The organism is Xanthomonas sp. F1, assembly GCF_014199855.1.
On the sequence record NZ_JACHOK010000004.1, the window covers coordinates 379632 to 405984 of the forward strand.

Below are 26353 nucleotides of genomic sequence, written 5' to 3' on the forward strand. Positions count from 1 at the left end.
GCCGTCTCAGCCAGTGAGACGGCAGCGGCCGGCGCGCTGAACGCGTCAGAAGATGCCGCCGGTGGCGAGGATGCGGCTGTGGTACAGAGTGCTGCCGCCAGCCAGCTTGCCGTTCACGGCATGCCCGAACACGGCGGTGGGCGCGTCCGAGTAGTACAGCGCGCCGGCCAGTGTGGCCGTCATCGCCGCCGCAGGGCGCGCGTCGATGTTGTAGAGCGTGATCGAGCCGAGCGCGCCGCGCCGCTGCAGGCTGGCCATGTGCCGCAGCGACTCGCGCAGCGCATAGGCCTGCTCGTATGGCGCATAGCAGAACGTGCTGCCGTAGGCGGAATAGACCTGGGTGGGCTTCCAGCCCTTGGCGATGAACGACTGATAGATGCGGCGCGTGGTGTCGTCCAGCATGTCCGGCAGCGCCATGGCCGCGCTGCCGATGTCGGCGTAGGTGAACTGGCTTGGTTCGGTGCTGGTGCCACTGATTGAGGCGAACCCCAGCTCTGTGGCGTCCATCGGCTTGGCGCGCGGCACCCATGCCGTGCGCACGCCGGCGTAGGCCTCATCGAACCAGAAGACGCCGCCCCAGGTGACGCCATCGCGGACGAAGCTGAGGCCCAGGCGATGGAACCGCGCCGGCACGAGGTTGCTGTTGGCGTTGTAGCCGCCCAGGTAGGTGTCGGTATCGGAGGGGATGGCTGCGCGCTGTGCGCTGGGGACAGTGTGCTGCACGGTGCTGCCGTCGTGCACCACGGTGAGCAACCCGCTGCCACGGTCCAAGGTGACCTGAAGCGCATGCGCGAGCGTGTCCTGCGCTGCGACGTCGACGAAGAACTGGTTTCCGTCCGGGCCAATACCGAGTTTCAGGGTGCCGCTGTCGATCATCAATTCAACTGCGCCCCCCATGCGCATCAGGCGCGCATAGTTGCCGGCCGGGTTGGCCGTGACGCGGTAGTCCAGTTCGAGCCGCCATTGCGCCTGGTCGCCGCCGGTGTAGGCCGGCGTCTTGAACTGGCCCCAAGTGGATGCGCCGTCGACCTCCAGGTAGGTGGAGCGCAGCGGTGGTGCGGGATGCTGCCCGGACGTCTGCGGCGGGTCGAGGTCGGCCGCCGCAGTGACGATCGCGGTGCCGGTGATGCCGCCCAGGCCATAGGGGGCGTGATCCATGCCGTATCCAGGCAGCGGGGTCGCCTGCGCGATGTAGCCGGCCTGCTTGACCACGTAGTGTGCGCCTGCCCAGAACCCCAGCGTGTTTTTGATGCCGGCGGACGCGTCGATGCGCGTGCGCGTCGCGTCCAGCTTGCCGCGTCCGCTAGATCCGCTGAGCGTGCGTTGCGCATCGTCATTGAGCGCCAGGGTGTAGTCCATATTTTCACCGGCCACCAGTCCCGCGAGGATGTCCTCGGTGGTGTTGCTCGGCTTCTCCGACAGCGGGAAGTACCATTCGATGCCGACGGAATCGATGTTGTGGTACGTCCACAGCGCATCCAGGCGGAACCGACCGCCGACGCCGTAATCGCTGTAGTTGGCCGCATAGGTGACCTTGCATGCCGGGAATGCGGCCTTCACTTGGTCAGCCAGTTGTTTGCATGCTTCCACGAACAGCGCCCACTGCGCATTGCTGGACGCGGTGACGATCCGGTCGAACTCCGAGCCGACAAGCCACCGCGACGGCTCGATGCCATGCGCCTGGAATAGCGCGATGTAGTAAGCCAGGAATGCCTTATAGCTCGCGATCCAGTCCGCGAATGCCTGGGTCGTCTCCCAGTTGAAGAAGCCGCGCCATACCAGCGCCTGCGACTGCGGGATGCCGGGCGTGTTGACCCAGCCCAGTACGATCGGCACAAAGCCGATTTCATAGCCGCGCTCCTGCAGGTGACGCATGCCGCGAATCAGCGACGCGTCGTTCTGCGTACCACCGGCTTGCCCGTTCAGTTGCAACGCCGTTGCCGCGCTCTTGCCTGCAACCGCCCACTGTGCTGGCGAAGACAGCTTGCCGGCGATACCGCCGTTGATCGCCGGTTGCACAGTGCCAGGGTTAGCGCCGCTGTTCGACTGGCACTCGCTGAACCACTGGGTCCAGACCATCACGGTGCGCATGCTGGGCAGTCGTGCGAGGTCGTCACGGACCATGTGCACGAAGTTGGTCTGCGCCTGAGCCAGGGTGATGTTGTAGACCAACTCGTCGAGGGTGGTGTTGAAGCCCTCGCCGGATGCTGCGACTTGCGGAACGGTGTCCAGGTCGAATTCGTTGAACGGGGTGAGCATCACCGCATCCGCCGGCGCCAGTGCGGACGCCAAGTCTTCCGCGAACGCGATCCCCGCCACGCCGGTGACATTGGGGTAGCGCGCGACCGATACGGCGAGGCCGCCCTGGTTGAGGTACAGCGCAAGGTATTCGCCGTCGCCCTCCAGCACGTTGAAATATTGCCCTGTCTTCGTGGCAGCCAGCCCTGCGGCCACGGTGGTGTAGACCGACAGGGCATCCGGGGTGCCGCTGAGCGCGGCGAGGCTGGGCACGGTGATCAGTTGCCCGTCGCCACCGGTCATCTGCACAGTGGAGTCGGTGGTGGTGAAGAAGTTCCATTGTTCGTCCGTGAACAGGTTGTATTTCTGGACCAGCGCGACAATTTTTGCTGCGAGTTCGGCGTTGCTCAAGTAGCCGGGGTCCGCCATTTACCGCACTCCCATTGCAATGCCATTGACGGCGGTGAAAATGAAACGGTCGCTACGCAGGGACGCGTCCCCGCCGCGGATGCGGTAGGTCTCTGCCTTGTCCGTCGGCTGGTCGGAGATGGTGATCGAGATGCTGGCATTCTCGCCGCTGCCCAAGTAATACTGCTTGGTCTTGAGCGTCGTCCAGCCACCGCTGGTCTGCCGATCGACGTACCACGCGCCGCGCGCCGGGTCGCCTGCGCTGTTTTCCACGTCGAGGGTGACTTGCAGGAACGGCACGTGCGTTTCGTTGTCGGCCAGCGGCTCACCGAGGGTGAAACTGATCAAGGTCTGTCCAGATGCAGCGGTGATGCTCCCCGACCAGTTGGTCAGCACCTTCTGCTGTACCTGCCCGATGATCTTGTCGCCGTAGACGGTGCCACGCACCTCAACGTTGCCGCCGAACTGGGCAGTGCCATCCTTCGCGATGCGCCAGCCCACATAGGTGCCTGTGCTGCCATCCCAATGGTAGTTGATCGACTTGATTTCTTCGCCGATCTTGGCATTGGTGATGGTGCCGTCTCGAATCATCGCCGCATTGGCATACACCACGCCGTTGACGATCTCGAACGGGTAGTAATACTGCCCATTCACCGTTTGGTTCAAGAACACGAAGCGATCCGCCAACATCGCAATCTCGCTCTGCGCCAGCCCGCCGCTGGCATACACCCCGAGGCCGATGCCGGCCAAGTAGTGCCGCCCGTTGATGTCGGTCTGCACCTTGACGTTGTACGTCGCGGCGAGGTTGCCTTGCAGGTCGGCAAGCGCCTGCGAAGTCTGCTGAACCGTCGCCAGCATGCCGCCGGTCGCTGCGCCGACCTGCTGCTGGACAATCGCTGCGGCATCCTCGGCGCTCACCTTGGTGGACTGCAACTGCGAAATGTAGCTTCGATTCGCGACCGCCTTGTCGTTGACGGCGCCGAGGTCGATCGCCTGCTGGATGACAGACTCAGAAAACGCATCGACCTGTTCCACCATTTCGGTGAGGTCTTGCTCGGTACGCGTCAACTGCTGCACCACCTGGACCAGCTCCTGCCCCAGGTTGTTGCTCAGTGCCTTTTGCACGGTGAGCATGGTGTTGGATAGGCTGCCGCTGGTATTGACGGCGCGCACGGCAAAGGTCCAGCTACCCGCAGGCGGTGCCGTACTCTCGAACGCGGTGGCGTGGTAGCCATCCTCATCGCCCAGGGGCGTCATCGCCGTCCAGTTCGGGTTCGGGACGCTGCCGGCGATGTAGCGGATCTGCACGCCGGCGAAGTCAGGCGATTGAATCGTGCTGGGCGCGAAGGACCACGCGTAGCGCCGCACGCCGCCGGCCTGGTCGTCGATGGTCAACGAGTCGACGTTGACCGGGGCGCTGCCCGCGCCGGTCGTGGTGTACGTTCCGCTGACCGCCACGCCGGCCAACCCATCCGGGTTGTAGGGACGTACGACGATCGAGTAGGTGCCCGCCCCGGGGATGCGCCACCGCGCGGTGCGCGTGAGCGTTTCGGCGACCTGCTCGAGTTCGCCGTTGCCGTCCATATCGGAAAGCACGACCGAGCGCTCTGCCGGGCCGCTGATCGCGAAGGTCGCCTGCAGTTCGGTAAAGACGGTGTCGCCCTGCACCACCTGGCGCTCGGTGATCTTGAGGTCGCTGGCGATCGGCCGCGTCTGCAGCAGCGACCCATTCGGCGGACGGATGTAGGTGCCATTCTTGACGTAGTCCCAGAACTCAGGCGGCTCCGGCACGACCGACACCGCGGCACCCTTCAAATCGCCTTCCGGGGTCATGCTCACGACGCGGACCCGATACCCCGGGGTCTGCTTGAAGTCGTAGATCCAGATGGTGTCGTGCGCAGGGTTCGCGTCGCTGTTTCCCGGCAGCGGTGCGTCGTTCGGCCAAGCCTCGGCGAGCGTGATGCGTGTGGTCCTGTCTTCCAGGATCGCGGCACTGCTGACGCGCAACACGCGATAGACGCGCTCGCCCGGGATGCGCAGGCCGATGTACGCATTGTTTGCGTTCTGCGCTGGCACCGCGTCATCGACCACCAGCACCGGGAAGCCGTAGGCATCGATCTGCGCCGAGACGACCCGGCCGCCGTATCCCCACTGGGTCAGGTCATGCTGTAGTGCCAGATTGGACAGGCGCCGATAGGTCAGAAACTCGATGTCCGTGCTGTAGGCGATGCTTTTGTACTGGAAGATGGATTGCGCGAGGTGATACCTGGCCATCTCCGCCGCATGGGCTTCATCGGTTACGCCTTCGCCGGTGAGGCGCGCCGGGTTGAGCATGGTCGTGACGCCAGGCGCTGCGATGCGCAGCGTGCGCGTGTCCCACACCGAGCGGTCGAAGTAGGTGTATTCGATGCCATCGGCGGCGTTCGCCAGCGTGTAGTCGACCTGAAATGACGCCCTCTTGATCGTCGCCATGTTGACGATGCCGGACAGCGGCTGATCGTCCGCTGCCCACGCAACCGAGAATCGCCCGCCCGCCCACGTCTTCTCGCCGAAGCCCGCCAGGGCAATGCTATCGAGCACGTCATCGTGGCTTCGCGCTTCCCGCACGTGGAAGTCGTAGGTGTAGCCATTAGCCTCGCAATGCTGCATAAAACCGATGAAGGCATCGATGTCGATTTGCTCGTCCGGCAGGCCCATGCCGGCGATCATCATGCCGTTCTCATCGTAGAACCCGCGGGCGTACTGCAGCATCTGCGCGCCTGGGTTCGATGTTCCGGTCTCGCGCGTCGTGGCGGTCGTCCACGCCCCATTGCACCAGATCGGCATGGCGCGCTGGTGGGCGACACAGCGCAACTCGTCCGGGGCGCCGTTGAGTTGTCCGGTGGCCTTGATCTTGATACCGATGCGCGGGATGCCTGCATAACTCGCGGTGTCGCGCTGCACACTGGTCATCGAGGACCACGTGAATTTCGCAGTGGCACCGCTGCCATCGGTGTTGATGCCGGCAATGCGCACCCGCACGTCGTACTGGCCTTGGGCCACGTCAGCCGCAATCGATGTGCGCTGCGTGGTCTGGTCATCGTTCGCGACGGTGCGCGATCCCAGCATCTGCCATGCGCCGGTACCGACCGGGCAATACTGCACCTGGATGGTTTCGGTGTTCCGCTTCGGCTTGCCCTTGCTGGTCAGGTCGAACAGCAGGTATTCCATTTCGACCTGGATGCGCAGCGTGTTGGTGCCAGTGGTGCGCTGCACCCAGTCGCTAGGGACGCCCTTGTTGCCGTGCGTGTCCAACTCGCCGCCCGCGACAGTGTCGGCGTTGCTGTACAGCGGGATGTCCTGCTGCGGCATGCCCGGAAGGCCGCGGGTGAAGGTCTGCACCCCCTCGAAGGACGACAGCAGCGCGTCGCCGTTGTAGATGGCCTCGATGCGGTCCACGTTGACGCCAGGGGTTAGCGTCATCGCCAGATACTGGTCGTTGCCTTCATACCACGTGTATGGGTTGCTGATCAGGTCGGGCGCGATGCGCACGCTGCCGAACAGCAACGGGAGCGGTTCGTAGGGCCGCGCTTGATTACGGCCGGCGCTGAGCGAGTAGACATTGTCGGCCTGCCCGGCACTCGGTGCCTGCAGCTTCGGCCCCAGCACCTTGTTGATCACGATGGAGCCGGCCACGTAGACCGCCGCGGCCGCGAGCGCTCCGTAGGTGCCGGCGATCGCTCCCGCGCCCCACATGCCGGCGGTGGCCGCGCCATAGCCCCAGGTGAAGTAGATCAGCGCCGCATACGCGATGATGTACAGCGCGTTTTCGCGGACGGCGCCGCGGACTTCGATGACCTGCCCGTCCTTGGGCTTCACGTGGTGCCATAGATGGCGCTCCACCACGCGACCGCCGATGCTCACCGTCCACGACTGCCCGTCCAGATCCGTGATGTGGCGGTGCAGGAAGGAATACAGGCTTTCGCCCGGGCGCAGGTCCATGGGCACGTGACGTTGCCCGTCCAGCAGCACCGGGTGCGGTGTGACGACCATGTGGCCAGCGTTGGGCGACGGCCTCAGATCCATCGATAGTATCCCTCGATCCTCGCGCCGTAGTCGGGCAACTCGCGCGCGCGATGCAGCGCGCTGTGGCCGAGGGCACTGTTGGTATGCAGCACCCATGGCTCATGCGCCAGGTACACGTACACGCCTGCGTGCGTGGCGCGCTCTTGGCCCCGGTCGTGCATCAGCACCAGGTCACCGTCCGCCGGGGTCTCGGTGCGCTCGGCATACTGGCGCGACAGCGCCCCGATGGTGACCTGCCCCGCGGCTCCACGGGGCCGCACCGATGGCACCTGCACAGTGCGGCCGAACAGTTCGCGCTGCACCAGCATGACCAGATCGGCGCAATCCATCGCGGCTTCGTCGTAGGGGATGCCGATGTACGGCTCAAGCTGAGAGGCGCGCATCAGAAAATTCCGGGTGTGGTGTAGGGAGTTGCGCGCAATTTCATTGCCTGCTGCCGCATGAGATAGTCGACGCCGGCCTGGGCGGTCGCGGTGGTTCCGTCGACGCTTACCGCGGTGAGCGGCAGGTAGAACACGCGCTCGATGACGCTGGGCGCAGCACGATCGGTCACCATGACTTTCGCCATGACGGTCTCGTTTGGTTGCAGCCGCTCCAGGTCGTCGGTGATGCCGCGCCCGACGTTGTCGAGCGTCAACTGCGCCCGGGGCGTCTGGCCGGCCGTGTCGTCGGGTTCCTTGAAGCGGAAGGGATACCCGATGTACTCGACGCCGTTGGACATCCAGTTGCGCGTGTCGTTGACGATCCGAAGCGTCGCGATAAACGATGCCGCGGTCAGTTCCAGCAGGAGTAGTTCGCCGCTGGTGTCCGTGACGCGCTGCTTTCGCTCGGTGAAGCTCACCGCTGATACTCCAGCACCACGTCACGGGTGAGGCGCGTGAACCGTGGATTGCGCGGCATCAGCTTTCCAATTCGCCCACCTTCGAACCTCGCCACGATAGGTATTTTTCGGCGTGGGTGCAGCATCGTGAACTCTTCGATGCGGTTGATGGTATCGAAATACCAATCCTCGAACGCGTCCGCATCTTGCTCCGAGTCAAACAGCAATGTGGCATTGATCTTCATCGTCACTTGGCTGTTCTTGATGCGTTGCTTGGCGACGCCCCGCTCCATTTCCGTGCGCAGGACGGAGGGGTCGAAGTCGCTATCGCTGTAGCCCGCGACCAGCACCTGCACATAGCTCGGCAGCGCTTCCATTAGACGGTCTCCCGCAGGCCAAAGCGCTGCTTGATCCCGCGATACAACGAACTGTTGCCGTTCGCGACGCCAGCAGCGGCGCGCTTGTCCACCTGGTCAAAGATCATGTCGATGTTGAGCGCTCCATCTTCGCCCATGGATGTCTGCACCTGTGGGGTGCCCGCGGCGCCGTAGACGTTGACGTTGACCGCCGGGGCCGCGCCGCCACTCCCAAGGCGCGTAGGCGCTGCACCTGTAGCATCGCCAGCGGGGATGACGACGCCGTCGCTGCCGGGCAGCAGGAACGTCCTGTTGCCCTGGCGTAGCAGCTCGGGCATGCCGCCCTCGGTCACCTCGTAGATGCGATCGCTCTGCACCTGGCCGCCAACGGCGCGGCCGCCGCCGAAGGTGAAACCTCCGATCTCGCTGCCAAATCCCCCCATCGATCCCGCGCCGGTGCCATTGCCCGTGTACGCGCTCGCGGCACCGCCCAGCACCGAACCGAAGATGTACTGCACCGCTTTTTCAGCAAGCAACTGCAGCGCCATGCGCTTGATCCGCTCGCCGAACTGCTCGGCGGCGTCGCCGGCCTTGCCGAAGTCGGAGGCCAAGGACACGGCGAAGTCCGCCGTAGCGCTCTTGAGGTCGCCGATGAAAGCCGCCGTCGTACGGTCCTGCTGTAGCTGCTGGGTCGCCTGGATGATCGACTTCCCGTACGCGCTGTTTGCGTCGACTCCGGCGGACTTGAGGTTGTTGTAGACCTCCAGTTGCTGGGCATTGAGGAACAGCGCCTGCCGCTCGTCGGCAATGTCGCGCAGCAGGCGGATGGCGCCGCCGTTCATCTTATCCTGCAGCGCCTGCTGTCGAGCCGCGTATTGCTCGGTGGTGATCGCGCCGGCGTCGAGTAGCTTCTGCACTTCCGCCATGGCCCGCGTGTACTCGCGCGCGGCGGCCACACCTGGGCCGCCGAGTTGCGCGGCCATTTCCGCCGTATCGGCGGTGAACTCTTTTTGGAACTGCGCCAGTTCCTTGTCGCGGATCTGCGTGGCGAGCGCCTGCATTTCGGCGGTGAACGCCTTGATCCGCTCGGCCGGCACGCCCGCGCGCGCGAACGCACCGGCCTTTTCGGTGATGGTGTCCAGGCGCTTGGCGTACTCGTCCAGCGCGGGATTGCCGACGCTCTTGAGGTCGGTCTGCCACTCGCGCTGCGCGGCGCCCATCGCTTCCATGGCGCGCTTGATGCGCTCGGCCTTGCGCTGCGCTTCCTTGTCCGGCCCGGCGACGTCACCGGTCAGCGGCTTTGCCGCGGTGCTGTCCACGGTGGCGGTGACGCCGGCGAAGTTCTCTGCGTTGAGGCGTTTGGTGATCTCGCGCTGGAGCGCGATGCGCTCGTTGTCCAGGCGCGTGAGTTCCTGCTGCCGAAACTTGCTCTGATCCTCGCTCAGTGGCAGGCCGAACGCGTTGGAGCGCCACGACTGCATCTGCGCGCGCTCTTGCGTCGCTTGCCCCAACCGCTCGTTGAGCGATTCCAGGCTGGCAGAGGACTGCGGGCCACCCGTGGCAAGCCCCTGCAGTTCGCGGGTGCGCGCGATCCACTGGCCGAACTGCGCCACGCCGCCCAGCAACTCGCTGGCCAGTTCGGCGACCCAGCCGGTAATCGCCGCAAAAGCACTCTTTGTCTGTTCCGACGATAGCGTTTCGGTCAGCGCATTGACCGAGGCGGTGGCGCCGTCGAGGCTGCCATCCGCGCCGGTCGTGAGGTCGGACAAGGTGTTTTTCAGACCGGTGAGCGCGCCTCCGAACGTGCGCCCGGCCGCTTCCGCGGCGCCGGCATAGGACTCCTGCAGGATGTCCAGGATGACGCGCTGTGCTTCCGCAGCGTGGCCGCTGTCCTCCAGCGCCTTGATGGACTTCATCACCGCCGGCGTAAAGGCCGCGCCGAAGCCCTGCTGCGCCAGCGCGGCCGCCGCCTTGGTGGGTTTCTCGAGCGCGCGGCCGACGACCTCCGCGGATTGCTCCACGCTGATTCCCAGGCGGGCCGACTGGTCGATCGCCACTTGCAGCGCATCGCGAAAGTTGGTGCTGACCACGCCCGAGTAGGACAGCAGGCGCGTCTGCGCCCTGACGATGTCGCCGCCACTGAAGATGCGCGAGGACTTGGCGATTTCGTCGGCCATGTCCAGCAGGCGCGCGCGCGAGTAGTCGGCGCTCTGCCCTGTGGACTTCAGCACCGCATCCAGTTGCGCCAGCTCCTGCTCGGCGGCGATCGAGTTGCGCGCGACCAAGGCGAGGCCGGCCACGCCGGCAGCGCCGATGTAGGCGAAGGCACTGCCGATCTTCTCGCCGACTGCCGCCCAGCGGTCGCCGGCATCCTTCGCGGCGCTGTCGGACTTCGCCAATTCGTCCGACAGCGCCTTGACCGCGGGCTTTCCGGCCAGGGCGGCGGCCGTGATGCCATCCAGCTTGGCGACGACCTTGCCGTCGTCGGTGACCTCGAACTTAACCTGGAACGTCTGCGCCATTACCGGCCCGCTCGTGCTTGTAGACTTCCTGGCGCGCCGCCAGGAACGCCCATTCCACCACCTGCATTTCGCGCAGCAGCGCCGGCAACTCGGCACGCGTCACGCCAAGCTCGGCGGCGCGCACGCGCAGCACCGTCATGCAGTCGGCGTAGCGCAGCCCAGTCGGCACGCCGCTCGGTGCGTACTGCCACTGCGAACGGCACAGCAGGAACGCAGCAGCCGCACGCCGCGCAGCCGGCAGCAAGCGCGGCTGCGGACAGTCGCGGCAGATGGCTTTGCAGCCACTGCAGGCCGAGCGCGTAAACCCATCGCCGAATTGGTTCTCGAAGTCCCATAGCCGTTGGTCCTCGTAGCCTGGGCCGGCACCGGCAAGCCACCGTGCCCAGGCGATCAGTTTTTTGCGACGCCCTCGCGGCTGAACGCGAAGAATGCGTGGCGCACGCGGCGGAACACGAACTCGTATCGCAGCAGCGCTTCCAGCCGCTCGGCCGAGAACTCCATGGCGGCATCGTCGTCGCCGGCGACACCGCGCCAGTCGCTGGTGCGCTCGAGGATGTCCTGCAGGTCGCGCGCCTTGACCTTGTCGACCTCGTCGACGATGGCCATCAGGTCTTCGGCGGTGCGCACGGTCGCCGCGTTCGCTGCGAAGCCCGCCGCTGTGCGCGAGGTGACCTCGCGCTCGCGCTCCGCCAGTTCCGTGGCGTCGTACAGGCGCATCAGCAGGTGCACTGTTGCGCTGGCTTCCTCTGCGGCCTGGTCCTGCTCCGGCTCAGCCGGGCTTCCACCGAGCGGGAGCGCCACCGGCACCCAGGCCTGGCCCAAATCTGCGAATCGAAACATGCTGCGGGCCTCTTTCAGATCGTGGCGCGGGCGGCCTTGAGCGTGGCGCTGACGCCCAACTCACCACCGGACCGGTGCGCGATGAGGTTGAACGGCATCTTGAGGCCGCGCGGGCCGGTAATCTCGGGCGCGGTCTGGTCGATGGTGGACAGCGGCACGTTGATCACCAGCGATTCGTTGCCGACGCTACCCAGGCCATCGCCACGGCTCAGGGTGATGCGCAGCGCCAGGTCCTGGTCGTTCAGTGCCTTGTTCATCAGCGCCGGGGTATCGAACTGCGCCACGCCGTTTCCGGTGACGATGGCGAAGCCTTCCGGCAGGTCGTGGCGCTTGCCCCCGTTGTTGATGCAGTACAGGTCCGTGTCCAGGTCGTTGCTCCAGGTCAGGCTCAGCGACTCCAGGCAGGTCTCGGTGGCTCCCCCGTCCAGCACCAGCGCGAGGTTGGCGACGCCCCAGGCCGCGTGCCCGTAATCGGTGGGCGTCGCATCCAGCGAGGCGGTGGCGCTGGCGTCTGCCCGCACGCCCACGATGTCGAACGTGGCCGACGGTGTGCCCTGGGTGGCGAAACTGAACTGCGCTTGGCTGATCCGGCAGCCGTGATAGCGCACATAGCGCCCGGGGACGGCAATGCGACTGCTGTAGTCGACCTCGAACGTCAGGCCGGGCGGGAGGGTCGAAGGCAGCGCGAACACGTGCGTGTACGGACCGGTCCCGGTGGTGGTGGGGATGCCGATCAGGTGCTTGAGCCAGATGCCGATGCTCTGCGGCGCCAAGCTCACCTGCGCGGCACCGGCGACCTCGCTGCGGCCGAGCGTGCCGCGCGCCTGGCCGCGAAAGCCGGACAGCGTGGGGTCTTGCTCGCGCGCGGCGCTCGGCTTGAGGGTGAAAGTCTGCTTGTAGATCAACTCGGCGTCCGGGGACGCCGGCGGCGTGTTGAACGTGGTCTCGGTCATGCCAATGACCTTGGCGAGGGCGCCCGTGGCCTGAGACATCGCGCTTACTCCTGGCTGGAGGTGATGGGGGTGCCGCCGCCCTGCCCGTCCGCTACGGCGGCGGGAACGGCGGTGTCAGGCGGGGCGGCGGCATTGAGGCGTTCGCGGTGCGCGGCGGCCGCGCGCGCATCCGCTTCGGAGGTGTACGCGAAGCCTTTGGCGTCGACCAAGCGCAACGCCTCATCCGGCGAGACGCGATAGGGGGTGCCCGGCAGGTACGTACCGACCGCGCGCACGCCAGGCCGCGCATCGGTGTCCAGCAGCACGCCGATCCGGCCGTCATCGGCGCTGGTTCCACGGGAATCATTCAACGGCGCGAGCGTCTTGGTCATGGCAGGTCTCGGTAGATGGTGTGCAGCACGCGGACCACAAACGCGATGCAGTGGGTGGGGTGGCGATAGGAGCGGTCGTTGAGTTCGTTGGCGACGAATGCCAGCGTGCAGGTGTCGTCGAGCGAGGGGTGGCGCAGCAGCAGACGGGTCAGCGCCGGCGTGATGGCGTCGAGCTGGTCAATCGCGCGCTCGTAGTCCTGCTGGTGCCACACCAGCGACACCTCGAGGTCGCCGAGCCAGTCCTGCTGGGTGCTGTTGATGACCAGGCCGTCAGGGTCGCCGCCGCCGTTCCCGGCGCTGGCGCCCCGGGCGTCCCCCTTGTCGCTGATCCAGCACGGGTAATGCTCTTGCCCCAACTGGTCGAAGCGGCGGTTACCCTTGAGGACGGCGGGCACGACGACTTCGTCGGCCGACCCAAGGGCCAGCGCCTGCAGTTCCGCGATGAACTCGGCGTCCGTGACGAGCAAGCGGCTGAGCGCCGCACGGGCGGCTGCGATCATGCGCGCGCCGCCTGCCACGCGCGCGCCGCGGCTTCCATGTCGATACGCTTGAGCGCGTCGTCGAAGTACGGGCGCGCGGGAATCGGGCGCGCGTGCGGATTGCCGTACGGGTGGTAGCCGGCATGGATGGCGCCCGCGTAGGCGGTGGCGTTGAAGAGGACCGCGGTGCTATCGCGGATCTCAAAGCCGAAGCCGCGCCGGAAGGTGCCTGTGCGGACCGGGATCGGATAGGCGCCAGGCGGGGCATCGCCTGGCCCCTTCGCCAGATCCATCGCGGCGTTCTCGGCCTGAATGACGATGTTGCGCAGCAAAGCGCGGCGGCTGGCAGGCAGCGCCCGGGCGGCATCGCCCAGTTGCTGGCCCAGCAAATCGGCGTCGAATACCACTCTCATGGCACGACCAGGCTATCGTCGCTGCCCCGATACGGGCCGGTCTCCACGTGGGCGAATGCCACTGCGCTGCCAAACGCGGCATCTTCACCCTGGATCGCATACTGCATCTGCTCTTCGGCGCACTCAAACGCTCGCGTCGCCTGCGACTCGTACTCGCGGCGATCGAGGTAGATCATGCTTTCGCGGGAACTGACCGCGTTGCTGTCGAGATAGGCGGCCCGCCGCTTCCACAACTGCGCCGACACCCAACACAGTTCTGCGCTGCGCAAGCGCTCGCCGCGCGGCGTATCCAATGGCGCAGCGTCGTAAGCGACGCTGCCGAGACGTCCACGCGCCCAGGCTTCCGCCCGCGCGATGATCCGCTCCAGGTAGCCGCCCGCCCCGTCCCAGCTTGATTCGCCGGTGCCCTTGGGCGTACCGAACTGCTCAGCCCGGAACCCGGCGTCGGCGATGTCCTGCTTGCTGACCTTAGCCGCCATGCGCTGGGCGGGGCATGCGCCCCGCCCTCCCCCTTACGCGAACAGAACGCGCCGCACCTGCGAGGTGTCGGCGATGATCGCGTTGTACTGCATGGTGCCCACCATGTCCTCGGCGCGCTTGTAAATGTCGCGGTTCTTCTCGATCTGCAAGTCCATCCACACGCCGCGGGCCATCTTGCGCTGCGGCAGGATGAGGTAGTAGCCGGCGTCGTCGGAACGCACGTAGGTGGTGGCGATGACGCCGGCGACGGTGACGGAGATGGGGACGCCGCCGCTGTAGCCGATGACGAGACTGCCCTGCGTGGCCTCGAGCATGCGCAGGATATAGCCGCGCTTCTCGGGCGAGGTCATGATCCACAGGGGGGTCGATGCGCTCACCGCCGTGCCCTTGGTCAACTGCGCGCGGTAGATGCTGGCCGCCGCGGCGTTGAGGGTTTCCGTGCCCAGGTCATCGCCGGCGATGTGCGCGAAGTTGATGGCGTTGGACAGGCTGGTGATCAGGCCATAGTGCTGTTCGGCCTGGTTCATCCAAGATTTCGTGCGGAACTCGGACACCACCTCTTCGATGGTCCACCACTTGTTGAAGCGCAGCCAGTCGTCCAGCACACCGGCACCGGCGCTGTAGGTGACATAGGGCACGTCCACGCTGGTTTCGCTGGGCGTGCGCCAGATTTCGGTCTTCTCGCCCGGTGCCCGCTGCTTGAAGGTGATGCCGAACTCGCCGGTGTTGATCTCGAACTTGTCCTGGTTGCCGGTGCGCATGTCCACCAGGCGGTACAGGTTGGTCCAGCCGGTATCGATCTCCTGCATACCGGTGTGGAACCACTGGTCGATGCGTGCGGCCACGTCCGCGCTCACCGGCGAATCGCTCGGGGTCGCGTACTTGGTCGACAGCATGGCCTTGATCGCCGCCATCTGCGGCACGCTGGCCTTGCGGCCGTGCAGCAGCGTGACCACCGCATCATTGGCGGCCTTGCCGTTGTACAGGTCCAGGTACATGCCCGGCAGCGACAGTTCCAGGTCGATGGCTTCGACCAGCGCTTTGCGCTGCTGCTCGCTCTGCGCGGGGAGCGCGCTGAGCGCGTGATAGATGGCGACGGACATAGTCGTGTGATCCTTATGCGGTGTACGCGTTGTAGGCCACCAGCGGGCTGACCGCGGCGGCGGCATCCTTGGGCTGGAGGGCATAGCCGAAGGCGGTGCCGCCGCTGGCGGTCTTGGTCAGCACGCCGGTGGTGGGGTTCCAGTACAGCTTGTCGTTCACGGCCCAGGCCACGCCGGTTTCGGCCGGGGCGTTATCCACCTCGGCTTCGTACACGTAGGCGTTGCGCTCGCTGATCCCGCGGGTGTTGAGCGGGATCAGCACCCGGCCATTGATGACGATCGGCAACTTGGAGGTCGTGGCGGCCGAATGGGCAAAGCCCACGTTCTTGATGAGTTCGGACGGGCTGGCGATGTTGAGCATGGCGGCGGTCTCCGGTCAGGCACCCACCCGACCGCCGAAGGCCGGATTGGTGGCGAACACGCCCTTGGCCTGGGCGGTGTCCTGGGGGGTGCGGGCATTGGGGTCGCTCGGCGCCATGCGGCCGCCGGACGGGGCGCGCTTGCCGTAGTGCCCGGCCAGTTGCTGGAGGCGCTCCAGGCGCTCGCCCATGTGGATGGCCTTGGCCGCGGCCACGGACTCTTCGTCGTCGCCGAGCAAGCCGGCATGGCGCTCGCCGGCGATGATCTGATCGACCAGTGCCACGCGGTGCGCATCGGCTGCCTTGACGACTTCGGCGAGGCGGTCCGGGTCATCCAGCAGCGCGGCGTGCGCGCCGAGTGCCGCCCGGGCCTTGACCACGATGTCGTGCGCCGGCTGGGCAGCGCTCAGCGCCGACTTGGTTGCGGTATGGGCGGCCTTTTCGGCGTCGAGTTGTTCCTGCAGGTTCACGTCGTTCTCCGGGGTGGTTTTTGCGCTCTTGATTGCGCGGGCGCCGGGCTGTGCGCCCAGCCAGACCAGCGACGCTTCCAGCGCCTCGCCCGGGCCGAGCAAGCGGCGGGCAGTGAGTTCGTGCCCCTGGTCGTCGACCAGTGGTTGGCGGGACTTGGCGACGAAGCCGAGCGAGACATCGCCGACGATGCCGGCATCCATTTCGTCGAGCATGTCGGCATTGCTCGCGGTGCGGACGAGGTAGGCATCGCCCATCAGCAGCACCGCGGTATCCACGCCAGGCGGGAACGACAGCGCCGGTTCGCGCAGCAGGGTGCGTGCCTCTTCGACCGACATGCGCTCGAGCTTGGCGCCGAACCAGCGCCCCTTTCCCGGGCCGCTATCGCCATCCCAGCCGCTAGGATGCTTGACGAACAGCCCCTTGCCGGGAAGCGTGCGCGCGAAGTCCGCCAGCAGCGCCTCGTCGAAACACTCGTCGTCCCGGTCGATGGCGTTGTGGGCCACCACGAAGCTGCGTACGTACAGCTTTTCCGCGGGCATGTCGGCCAGCGTGTACGTGCGGATGGCGGCGAGTTGCGCATCGCTCGGCGCACCGGCCGACTTGATGCACAGATGCAGCGACTTGTGGCGGGTGCCGCTCACTTGGCGCGCGTCCCGCCCGGCTGCTTGGTCACCAGCGCAGCCACCGGCTTGGTCGCCGTGGCGATTGCCGGCTTGAGGTTGGCGTTGCGCCAGGCGGCCTGCGGGATCGTGATGGGGCCGTCGTAGTCGGGTTCCTGCCACGCCGGCGCCGCCTCGGCAGCCGGCGCTGCATCTCCCGCGGTATCCGATGCGGTGGAGCTACGGCCGCCATCCGGCGCCAGCGCGCTCAGGCGCTCATCGATCGCCTCGAGCGCGCCTTTGCGGTTCTGGCCCGTGGCGGGGTCGGCCTCGTAGGCGCGCAACGCCTGCAGGTCGGCCGCATCGAAGTCTCCCAGGCGCTCCCTCAGCTCGGGGATGGGCAGGTTGGCGACTTCGGCGATCTCGTTGGTATCCACGGCGTGCGCTCCGATTGGGCATGCCCGGCGGGGCGATGTCGGATCGCATGATTCGGCGGCGGGTTGTAGCGCGTACAGCCCCAGCAGGTCACAGGTCAGGCACGGGCGCGGGCTGTGCAGCGGCAATTCGGGTGGCTATCGCGCACCGGGATCGGCGACGCCGGATCTCCGACGCGATACGGTCCGGCGGCCTCCAACTCGCGGCAGATGCGCGAGACCTTGCCATCACCAGCGGTCTCGTAGTCGTACCACTCGACCCCCTGCTGCGCGTACAGATCCATTTTTCCGACTGCCTGGGCCTCGCCGATTTCGCTGCGGGCCAAGCGCTCCCAGTTGTAGTCGCCTGCATCGAAGCGCTCGGACAACTCCCGCGCGACGTTGACCGGGTTCTGGCCGTCGAACTCGCCCGCGGTGAGCGCGGCGACGATCCGCTCCCGGTAGACGCGCACGATGCCATCGGACACCTTCGCCAGCCCACTGCTACGCAGTTGCGCGCGGATCGACTCGCGCATGCGCGCAATGGCATCCACCAGCTCCGGGTCGTCTTCCAGCGCCACTGGCGCCTTCCGCGCGTGCTTGCCGCCGCCCACGTCTTCGGCCGCGTTGGCGACGCCGCGATCCCAGGCATCCACCGATGCCGACAGCAACTGCGCGCCCAGCGTCGCAGATGCGCGATCGCCGAGGTACAGCATCTGCGGCAGTTGCTGCAGGTCGAACCGGTACGGTTCGGTCCCAGGCTGCGCGAGACCCAGCAACTCCATCACCCGGCCGGCATGCGCAGACCAGGTCGCCCCCATGCCCTCGATCGTGCGGCGCTCCAGGGCGTGCAGCGCCGGATCGGACTCGGCCCAGGGTTCACCCTCCGGATCGTCAGCGCCCTTGCGCTGCGACGCGCGGGCGGCGCGCAGATTGTTGTCCACGCCGCGGGGCGATGCAGCCGGATCGGCGCCCCCGGACCCCATCATTTCCGCCTGGCGATTGAGGAAGTTTGCCTGCGCCCGCTTGAGTTCGTCGCGCAGGTTGGGCAACTGCTGCACCAGCGCCCAGTCGCCGCGCTTCCAGGTGCGCCCACGCGCGCGCAGCATTGCCTCGATGGGTCGCCGCAGGCTGGATTCGCGCCGCGCGAATCGCGTTTTGGATGACTGCAGCACCAGTTCCGATTGCGGCTCACCGATGCCGGTTGCCTGCGCCCAGGACACGCCCAACATCCACGCGGGGACTTCCAGCGCCGCCACGATCTGCTCCAGCATGTGTTTGGCCGGCATTTCGATCTCGAGCGCTTCACCCACTGCGCCGATCACGTTGATGTTGATTTCGTCGTCGGCGCCCGTGCCGGTCGACAGGTCCACGCTGTTTCCGGACGCCTTCGCTGTGAGCGCCTGGCCGAGGGCGGCGGTGATCTGCTCGGCACGCTTCTGCGCATCGCCGCTGGTGATTTTCCGATTCTTGGTGCTGTACTGGACGTGGAACGATGGGTCGCCGAAGCGCTCCCAGACGCGCCCCGTGGCGTTCTGCATGCGCAGTAGGATCTGCACCACAAAAGGGACACTGCGCAGCACTGACGTGCCGTAGGGGTTGTCGGCCTCGGGACGATGGACGCTGATCATCAACTGCGCGGGGTCCAGTTCGGTGTAGCCGACTCCGGTGAGCGTGCTGACGGGGTCACTGCTGCGGACCGCGCGGCGCAGAATGGACTCGACGTTGCCCATGCCATCCGCACGGCGGTCGCCGTCCACGCGCGGGGCGCGGTAGAACACGCGCATGCGGTCGCTATCGCGGACGAAGCCAATGCCCTTGCTGTCGGCCACGCGAAGCCCGACGACATCGCGCCCGTCCGGCGAATAGACGAACTCGACCACCCCCAACCCTTGCTCGTAGAGTTCTTCGCTCTGGCTGGCATAGGCCGCCTGGAATCCGTTTTCCAGGTCGTTGACCGGGACATTGGCCATCCAGTCTTCGATTTCTGCGACCAGCTTGTCGTTATCCCCCTGCACCTGGATGATGCCGTCCAGCGTGGCGAGCCGCGAAATGCCGGCATCCAGCATCGGCACAGCCTCCTTCAGCGCTTCGTAAAGCCAGGGCGACACGGCCCGCGGCTCCCACTGCCCGAGAATGCCGGACCAGGCGCCGAGGCCATGCGCATCACGGGTTGCAGCAGCGACGCTGCCGCGCTGATTGCGCGTGGCGTCAGCGCTCTTGCGGCGGCGGAAGGGATTGAGGTTCATGCGGCATTCCTTCGGGTGGCACTCGCGGCGAAAACGTCCACGCCGGCGCCGTCGTCAATGAGGGCGCGCAGCTTGCGCAGCATCTGCTGCCGGCGCGCGTCGGGGTGATGGTCGTCGTTCTTGCTGTAGATGGGCCACTTCGCGCCTTCGCGGGCGGTCTGTGTCGCCATCGCGTTGAGGGCATCGGTGTCGTACGGCAGCGCATACCCGCCATCCTGCAGGCGCGCGCTAATGCACTGCGTCGCCCAGTGCTTGGCGGGTGCAACCCGTATCTTGCGCTCGCCGGTACGCGGGTCTTCGTCCTCCAGCACTGCGCCGTCCTCGCCGATGCACTCGACCGACTGCTGGAAATGGAAGCCCACCATGCGGTCCTCAAAACTTGCATCTGCAAAGCGGTCCACGCTGATCAGATCCTTCACGACCGTTGTGCCGGCGCTGCCCAGGTCAACGCCCCAGAACGGCAGGTGGCCGAACAGTCCATCCAGCACGTAGATCAATTCGTCCTGCAGGTGGTACGGGAAGCCGCGCGCCTGGATGCGCACCCTGTCGTGCAGTACCGTGCCCACTTCCTCGCTGAGGATGATCTCGGTCGGGTCGTTGCGCTCGCCCAAGTCGGCGCCCGCCCAGAACACACCCGATGCGATTGCGGCCAGATGCGGGCGCAGGATGTCGCGCATCGCCCGCCGGCGGTCTTCATCGCGCCCCTTGAGCAACGGCGAAAGGGCAACGCTGGTGTCCTCGCGCCACTCATATTCGCCGGCTTTGCGCCCATCCGTCATCGTCAACCGCACCGCTTGCACCTCGATGTTCAGCGTGTCGGCTTCGGCATCGGCATGCAGCCGAAACACGCGATAGCCCTGCGACTCGACGACATTGGGCAGTAGCGCACCCCACGGCCACACGGGATTCTCGGCCTGCCCGTGCTCGCCCAATACGTTGCGCTGGTATCCCGGCGTGTTACGCCCGTTGAAGCGGCGCACCATGTCCGCCTCGCGCTCCTGCGACCAGAACGGCGCAGGCTTCATCGTCTGTTGCCAACGGAACAAGCGGCTGCCGGCCTTCCCGACCGGGAGATTGATCACCGCCTGCTGCGTCTGCCTGAAATACTCGCTTCCGCGGTCGCCATCGGGCACCGAGTAGAGGCGCGATCTGCAGCCGGGTTTGAGTGCCCGCCAGAACTCGCTGAAGATGGTTTTGTTCTTGACCTTGGCCGCTTCGTCGAACAGCCCAAACGCGTTGACGTGCACGCCGCGGAAGGCTTCGCCGTCGTGCCCGCCCGGGCGGTAGTAGGTGCGCGCGATGCTCGGCTTGTCCGGACGCAGCGGATTCGGCGACAAGAACCGGTGCATCATGTGCGGCGTGCGCTTAGGCTTCATCCAGAAGTGGCTGATCAGCGTCTTCTGCGGCATGCCCTCGGCGACGCCGAACTGTTCCTCCAGCGCCAGGATGATTTCGTCCAGGTGGGTTTGCTGCGGCGCTGCGACCAGCGACCAGGGATTCGCGACGCGGCCGCCGACCGCCGTACACCCGGCCCAGGCGATGAGCGCGATGATCTCGCGCGTCTTGCCACATTCGGCGCCATCCTGGTGCACCACGTCCTGCATCCACGCGCGCACGCTTTCGCGCTGGTAGTCCCAGAAGCGGTACGGGTCGCCACTGTCCGGCTCAAACAGGTAGGTTTCAGCCCAGCGCAGCGGACACTCGAACGTGAACATCACCAGCGATTCCTCGACGGTGATGTCGTAATCCCCACGCTCCAGTTGCTTCCAGGACCATCCCCGCTCTGCCAGCCACGCTTCGTATTCGTCGATGTCGTAGACGCCGCGGTCCAGCATCTGCGCCTGCAGGCGGCTGACGGCCGTGCGCTGGCGGGGCATCACTCGCCCTCGCCGTGTTCGATGACCCGCGGCGCGCGCTTGGCATTACCTCGCTGGAAGATGCCACCGAGCATCGTCTGCATCGCATCGACTTTCTCGGTCTCGACCTTGGCCCTGGCCTGCGACTGGTGGGTCACCAGCAGCTCGGGCAGGTTGATGCCCAGCACCTCGAGCGTCTTGAGCATCATCGGATAGCCAGGGTTGGCGATGTACTTGCCGATGACCTCAGTGCCATCCCTCCGGGTGATCACGTTGCCGTCGCCGTCGACCATGGGAATTCCGATCACGTGCCCTTGCGTGGCAATGCTGGCGCGCAGATCGTGCAGCATCTGCAGCGCGGCGGCGATCTCCGAGGCCATCATGGCGCCGACCCCGGCCAGCGACTTGTTTTCGAGCGCATCGATGATGCTGCCAAAGGCCTGGACATAGACCTGCTTGTCCATGCAACTGCCACCGGGCGCCGTGATTTCATCCTGCACCAGCGCGCACGGATACTTCGGGCACGTGGTCTGGCACGGCTTGCCCATGGCGCCGAGCAAGCTCTGCAGCCCATTGTCGAAATGGGCACGGTTGATGGCGCTCGACAGGCCATGTTTCCAGGCGTTGCGGCTACTGCGCGCCTTGCCCTCTTCCGTGCGCGGCCCCGTGGACTTAGCGGCTGCCTCGCGGCGCTGCTGCAACTGGCGCTCGCTGAGCGCGCTTTTCGGCGGGTGGCTGGGGGGCGTGGTCACGGGCGACTGTCTACCATGGCGATCTGTGACATGTCCGCCCCATCGCGTACCAGCGCGGCACAGGCGTTATCCACGCAGCACGATGGAGCGGACGCGGCCGCGGTTGATGCCGAAGGAGCGCGCGATGTCGGCATAGCTCCAGTCCGGCCGCGCCGCCATCGCACAAATCAGGGCGTCGCGCTCTTCGCGCCATAGGCGCTCGAAGAACTGTTTCCGATGCGGCACGTACACTTTTCCGCCGCCCGCCTCGTCCAACAGGATCGCCATTACGTCGGCAGCAATCTGTGGCCCCAGCTCCTTGACCAGCCTGCCGGCGATCACGCCCCAGACGGAATCGCCTTGCACCGTCGCCAAGAGGCGCTGCTCGAACGCCGTGGTGTTGCGGGCGCCCTTGGCGCTGAACTGAATTTCATCAATCACGGGTGAGTTCTCCGGAAGCAATGCGCGCCCACAGGGGCGTGCCGGTGGGTTTCGTCCCCAGCACACGGTGCTGACGATCTGCACTGAGGCGGGTGCGCCTGGCGCGTTCGGATACCGCGAGGTAGCGGCGCGTGGTCTCGATGCTTTCGTGGCCCATCAGTGCACGAATGGTCTCGATGTCCGCACCGTCGTCGTACAACTGGGTCGCAAAGGTCACGCGGAAGCGATGGATTCCCCACTCGCGCAGCTTCGCTTCCTTCGCGTGGAAGGCGATCAGCGTTTCGTGCCCGCGCAGCGATAGGCGCTGCCCGCGGGTCGGCCCGGTCAGCGTGACGAACAGCGCCTCGCGGTCAAAGTCGAATGGCAGGGATTCCCGCTGTTCCAGCCAATCGCGGACGGCGTCGACCACCGGCCCCTCGAACGGCACCTCGCGCTCCTTCGCTCCCTTGCCGGCGATGCGGACAACACCCGTGCGCCTGGTCAACTCGAGACCGATCAACTGCAGCGTCGCCAGTTCCTCGCGGCGCATCCCGGTCGCGAGCAACAGCAGCACGACGCAGCGGTCGCGCTTGGCGCGGATCGCCGGCCCCGCCTCAATTGCGCGGAACAGGGACCGCAACTGATCCTCGGTGTATTTCTTCGGCGGCTTCGGCCGAATACGAGGCCCGGTCAGATCCGCGGCCAGGTTGGACTCGGCCAGACCACGCGAGCGGCGCCAGTCGTAGAAATTGCGGACGGCCTGCACCTGCTTCGCGCGCCAGTTCGCCCCGTTACGGCACTCGATCGCTAACCAACGCTGCCAGCGATCGAAGTCCGCAGTGCCCACCCGCTCGAAGTCGATGCCATCGGCCGCACACCAGCGCAGGTAGCGCGCGACGGTGCGGGCATAGGACTGGCCTGTCGTCTCCGGGCGAGACGCCATGTCGATCGTCAGGTGCAGCAGCCACAGCCACAGTTCCGCGAGCGAGCGCGCCGGCAGGCCGCGGCGCTCAACGCGCCGCATCACCCCGGCAAAGCGTGGGTCGCCAGCCAGCAGCCACGCCCGCTGTGCGGGCAACTGCGGGCCGTTCGGGAGCGCCGGCAGCAACTCCATCACCTCGTCCGGAAGCGGCGCTTCCTCGCGCACCAGGGCGCTCACGGCGCGCCTCCAGCGGCCCGGTGCCCATGGACCCCTTCCCATTTTTCGAGGGGCCAATAGTTGGCGGGGGGTAGCGCCCCCTGGGGGAGTTTGAAGGGGGGGTGCCCCCTGCCGCCCGGCTGGCGTAGCGCCCCGACCCGGGCGATACGAACCATTCCCATTGCATTCAATGGGTTACGGCCCCGCCCCGGCCGGTTCGTTATCTTAACGAAATGGTAACAATTGAGGGAGGCGCCAGCGGCTCGGCCCGCCCCTGCTGGCTTGCAGCCCCCTGCTGCTGGGCTGCGCTCCGCTGGCACTACTGCGTTTGCGCGCAATGATGGTGGTCGAAGCATCATGAGCGCGACTCCCCTGCGCTCGCCAGGCTGGCGAGTTCGGCCTGCAGTTCGGCCACCCGTTCGTTGCGGACCTCGGCAGTGATCAGGCCCAAACGCAGATCGTTCTCTGCCATGTACACCTGGTCCTCGAGGCGCCGGCGCTCGGCAGCAATCTGTGCCTCGGCTGGATTGATCGGCACCACGTTGTTGGGTGTGGTGCCAGTGGTGCTTCCGCTGGCCGCGTCATCCCGCATGCCACGCGCCCGCGCCACGATGTAGCTGATCGACTTCCCGCCCTTGCCTGCCGCAGCGGCCTGAATGTGCTGCGCTGTAATCCCTTGTGCAGCAGCGGCCTGCAACTCCGGATGGCCATCGGCGCATTCGCTCCAGCCCATCGACCTGAGCGCGCGCGCCAATTCGGCGGCCGGCCCAGTGGAGGTGTCAGCGCTCGTATTGTTGGTAGCAGAAGCTTTGAAAAGCTCCCTTCCCTGTCCCTCTCCCTGTCCCTGTCCCTTTCCAATCCCTGTCTTAGCCGTGCCATCGGCGTGACCTGTCACGGTGACAGGTGGGTGACCTTTCGGCGGCTCCGGTTCGAGGGACGCCAGCAATTCGCGAAGCCGACCTGTGGGGGTTGTGTGCGGCAGGACGTGGCCCTTTTCGCGTAGCTTGGCGAAAATCTCTGCACGATCACGCCTTTCGCGTTCTTTCCGCTCGCGCTCGTTCTGTTTCATCTCGCGGAACTCGAGGCGTTCCGCCCACGCCTCGAGCGCCTTGATGGCGATCACCGGGTGGTAGTACCGACCATCACTGCACAGTACGAACCCGCGCAGCGCGCCGGCCTTTACGCGCTTCCACCGGCGCACGTCCGGGCCGTACCCGGCGTATGCGGACAGCGACAGGTCGTCCTGTGGCAGGCTCGCCGCGGGCGATTGATTCCACGCCGCGCACCACAGCAGTACGGCCGCCTTGAACTCATCGCCAGTCGATGTGATCGCCAGATCGCTGTCGCGGAGGCGGTTGACGTCCAGCGGCATGAACGGCATGCCGCGCAGGTCCACCTCGGCGGGGACCAAGGGCGCGCGGTCGCAGCTCACAAGGGCCTCCGGAAACCGCCGTTTCGGTGGCCTGGCCGCCGGACGTAGTAGTGTCGGCTTCCGACTGCGATGGGGCCGCGATCCCCCAGAAGCTGCGCGGTTGGGTTGTGGTATTGCACCGGGAAATTTCCTTCCCGGCGGCACCCTCGGTTTAGTCGAAGTTGACGGGGGCGCTTATGGGCGTCTCCGTTAAATCAATAGCTTAGGATGTAAGCTACTGTATCTTATGTAAAACACAGACTTTGATTGCTGGCTCTAGTCCCCGCGCACCCAGGATCAGGAATCTGCGGTTGCCGCGCATCATGGCTATCGCTTCCGCTGGGCGGCTTTTCCGCACTCTGCCTGGACTGCGGCAGCAAGGCGTTCAAGCCCGTCCGTCAGTACCGTCTCCTCGATGGTCAGGGGCGGTATCAGCTTGACGACATTTTCTTCAGGGCCACAGAGTTCGACGATCAATCCCAATTCGAACGCAGTCTGTGAGACGGCATCGGCGATGTGCCGGTCCAGGAAAACCAAGCCCTGCAACATGCCGATCCCCCGCACCTCGCTGATGTGCTCCGGCGCGGACGCCTGGATGGAACGAAGAGCCTCCCTGATCAGCAGTGCCCGGTGGTCGATCGCGTTGCAAAACCTGGCGTCTTCCCAGTAGCTCAACACCGCGGTCGCGGCCACGAAGGCGAGATTGTTGCCGCGGAACGTTCCGTTGTGCTCGCCCGGCTCCCAGCAGTCCAGGCCGGGCTTCATCAATACCAGGGACATCGGCAGGCCATAGCCGGAGATCGACTTTGACAAGCACACGATGTCGGGGGTGATTCCGGCGCGCTCGAAGCTGAAGAACGCCCCGGTGCGGCCGCAGCCGGCCTGGATGTCGTCAACGATGAGCATGATGTCGTGCCTCCTGGCCAGCTCGGCCAGGCGCGCAAGCCACGTGGAAGACGCCACGTTGATGCCGCCTTCAGCCTGCACCGTCTCGACAATGAACGCGGCGGGCAGGTCGATGCCCGACCCGCCCCGCAGCAGCAAGGCTTCGACCACATCCAGCGAATCGATGTCCTTGCCCAGGAAGCCATCGTAGGGCATGCGTACGATGTCGTGCAGGGAAACACCGGCCGCCGCACGCTTGGACGCCCTCGCCGACGCGGCCAGCGACGCCAGCGTCATGCCATGGAAGGCGTTGGTGAAGGCGACGACATTACGCCGCCCGGTCACCTTCCGTGCCAGCTTCAATGCGGCTTCCACCGCGTTGGTGCCGGTCGGCCCGGTGAACTGCACTCGGTAGTCGTAGCCTCTTGGCGACAGGATGACGCGCTTGAACTCGCGCAGAAAATCGCGTTTCGCGAGTGTATGCATATCCAGCGCCTGGGTTACGCCATCGTTCGACAGATAGGCGATCAACCTGTCGCGTACCAGCGGATTGTTGTGCCCGTAGTTGAGCGAGCCGGCTGCAGCCAGGAAATCGATATACGTCCGCCCTGCCTCATCCTCCAAGACCGCGTTCCGCGCTGTAGCGAACATCGCGGGGAATCTCCTGCAATAGCTTCTGACGCCGGATTCGACCTCTGCGAAGATCTGAAAAGAGTCTTGGACGGCCGAAGTTTCCTCAAGCTCGACGACTGCGCAGACGGACATTGAACGCT

General features: G+C 66.0%; 24 protein-coding genes. All 24 read right to left on the minus strand.

Features of this window, described 5'->3' with window-relative positions; translation table 11 throughout:
• Positions 1-45: 45 nt before the first annotated feature.
• The 24 genes from GGR71_RS12480 to ectB all read right to left on the minus strand — a co-directional run bounded on the left by GGR71_RS12480 (position 46) and on the right by ectB (position 26345).
• Positions 46-2667 carry a baseplate megatron protein TIM-barrel domain-containing protein gene (locus GGR71_RS12480; protein WP_160960645.1) on the minus strand — a complete coding sequence of 874 codons (2622 nt, stop codon included), beginning with the start codon at positions 2665-2667 and terminating at the stop codon, positions 46-48.
• Positions 2668-6711, minus strand: coding sequence for a phage tail protein (locus GGR71_RS12485; RefSeq protein ID WP_221237695.1), 4044 nt, complete (start codon positions 6709-6711; stop codon positions 2668-2670).
• Positions 6702-7094, minus strand: a complete 393-nt coding sequence (locus GGR71_RS12490) for a peptidoglycan endopeptidase (protein ID WP_160960641.1) — start codon at positions 7092-7094, stop codon at positions 6702-6704. Before GGR71_RS12490 ends, GGR71_RS12485 begins: the two co-directional genes overlap by 10 nt.
• Positions 7094-7552 carry a DUF1833 family protein gene (locus tag GGR71_RS12495; RefSeq protein WP_160960639.1) on the minus strand — a complete coding sequence of 153 codons (459 nt, stop codon included), beginning with the start codon at positions 7550-7552 and terminating at the stop codon, positions 7094-7096. The genes GGR71_RS12490 and GGR71_RS12495 overlap by 1 nt, the downstream gene beginning before the upstream one ends.
• Positions 7549-7908, minus strand: coding sequence for a hypothetical protein (locus GGR71_RS12500; RefSeq protein WP_160960636.1), 360 nt, complete (start codon positions 7906-7908; stop codon positions 7549-7551). The genes GGR71_RS12495 and GGR71_RS12500 overlap by 4 nt, the downstream gene beginning before the upstream one ends.
• Complete coding sequence (locus GGR71_RS12505; RefSeq protein WP_160960634.1) at positions 7908-10409, minus strand: phage tail length tape measure family protein; 2502 nt, start codon at positions 10407-10409, stop codon at positions 7908-7910. The genes GGR71_RS12500 and GGR71_RS12505 overlap by 1 nt, the downstream gene beginning before the upstream one ends.
• Entirely contained in the window at positions 10387-10653 is a 267-nt protein-coding gene (locus tag GGR71_RS12510) for a DUF1799 domain-containing protein (protein WP_160960632.1), read from the minus strand. The genes GGR71_RS12505 and GGR71_RS12510 overlap by 23 nt, the downstream gene beginning before the upstream one ends.
• A gap of 146 nt (positions 10654-10799) precedes the next feature.
• Positions 10800-11249: a hypothetical protein gene (locus GGR71_RS12515; protein ID WP_160960630.1), complete on the minus strand. Its 450-nt coding sequence runs from the start codon at positions 11247-11249 to the stop codon at positions 10800-10802.
• Between the two features lie 14 nt (positions 11250-11263).
• The gene (locus tag GGR71_RS12520; protein WP_160960628.1) at positions 11264-12241 is read right to left on the minus strand and encodes a phage tail tube protein; all 978 of its coding nucleotides are present in this window, start codon (positions 12239-12241) and stop codon (positions 11264-11266) included.
• Positions 12242-12246: 5 nt separating this feature from the next.
• Positions 12247-12573, minus strand: a complete 327-nt coding sequence (locus GGR71_RS12525) for a hypothetical protein (RefSeq protein ID WP_160960626.1) — start codon at positions 12571-12573, stop codon at positions 12247-12249.
• Entirely contained in the window at positions 12570-13073 is a 504-nt protein-coding gene (locus tag GGR71_RS12530; protein ID WP_160960624.1) for a hypothetical protein, read from the minus strand. The genes GGR71_RS12525 and GGR71_RS12530 overlap by 4 nt, the downstream gene beginning before the upstream one ends.
• A complete protein-coding gene (locus GGR71_RS12535; protein ID WP_184451985.1) occupies positions 13070-13465 on the minus strand; it encodes a hypothetical protein in 396 nt (131 codons plus the stop codon). The genes GGR71_RS12530 and GGR71_RS12535 overlap by 4 nt, the downstream gene beginning before the upstream one ends.
• Positions 13462-13944 (minus strand): hypothetical protein, encoded by a 483-nt coding sequence (locus tag GGR71_RS12540; RefSeq protein ID WP_160960620.1) that lies wholly within the window; start codon positions 13942-13944, stop codon positions 13462-13464. The genes GGR71_RS12535 and GGR71_RS12540 overlap by 4 nt, the downstream gene beginning before the upstream one ends.
• 33 nt (positions 13945-13977) lie before the next feature.
• Entirely contained in the window at positions 13978-15048 is a 1071-nt protein-coding gene (locus GGR71_RS12545) for a hypothetical protein (protein WP_160960618.1), read from the minus strand.
• A gap of 13 nt (positions 15049-15061) precedes the next feature.
• Positions 15062-15409, minus strand: coding sequence for a DUF2190 family protein (locus GGR71_RS12550; RefSeq protein WP_160960616.1), 348 nt, complete (start codon positions 15407-15409; stop codon positions 15062-15064).
• 15 nt (positions 15410-15424) lie between these two features.
• Entirely contained in the window at positions 15425-16519 is a 1095-nt protein-coding gene (locus GGR71_RS12555; RefSeq protein ID WP_160960613.1) for a hypothetical protein, read from the minus strand.
• Positions 16516-16914, minus strand: a complete 399-nt coding sequence (locus GGR71_RS12560; protein ID WP_160960610.1) for a hypothetical protein — start codon at positions 16912-16914, stop codon at positions 16516-16518. The genes GGR71_RS12555 and GGR71_RS12560 overlap by 4 nt, the downstream gene beginning before the upstream one ends.
• 95 nt (positions 16915-17009) lie before the next feature.
• Entirely contained in the window at positions 17010-19139 is a 2130-nt protein-coding gene (locus GGR71_RS12565) for a phage portal protein family protein (RefSeq protein WP_160960607.1), read from the minus strand.
• A complete protein-coding gene (locus tag GGR71_RS12570) occupies positions 19136-21016 on the minus strand; it encodes a hypothetical protein (RefSeq protein ID WP_160960604.1) in 1881 nt (626 codons plus the stop codon). The genes GGR71_RS12565 and GGR71_RS12570 overlap by 4 nt, the downstream gene beginning before the upstream one ends.
• Complete coding sequence (locus GGR71_RS12575; RefSeq protein WP_184451987.1) at positions 21016-21747, minus strand: hypothetical protein; 732 nt, start codon at positions 21745-21747, stop codon at positions 21016-21018. Before GGR71_RS12575 ends, GGR71_RS12570 begins: the two co-directional genes overlap by 1 nt.
• 66 nt (positions 21748-21813) lie before the next feature.
• Positions 21814-22167 carry a hypothetical protein gene (locus GGR71_RS12580; RefSeq protein WP_160960602.1) on the minus strand — a complete coding sequence of 118 codons (354 nt, stop codon included), beginning with the start codon at positions 22165-22167 and terminating at the stop codon, positions 21814-21816.
• Entirely contained in the window at positions 22160-23305 is a 1146-nt protein-coding gene (locus GGR71_RS12585) for a tyrosine-type recombinase/integrase (RefSeq protein WP_160960600.1), read from the minus strand. The genes GGR71_RS12580 and GGR71_RS12585 overlap by 8 nt, the downstream gene beginning before the upstream one ends.
• Positions 23306-23639: 334 nt before the next feature.
• Positions 23640-24716: a DUF1376 domain-containing protein gene (locus tag GGR71_RS12590; protein ID WP_202405076.1), complete on the minus strand. Its 1077-nt coding sequence runs from the start codon at positions 24714-24716 to the stop codon at positions 23640-23642.
• Positions 24717-25022: 306 nt separating this feature from the next.
• On the minus strand, positions 25023-26345 hold the full coding sequence (ectB, locus tag GGR71_RS12595) for a diaminobutyrate--2-oxoglutarate transaminase (protein ID WP_160960597.1): 1323 nt from the start codon (positions 26343-26345) through the stop codon (positions 25023-25025).
• Positions 26346-26353: the final 8 nt, after the last annotated feature.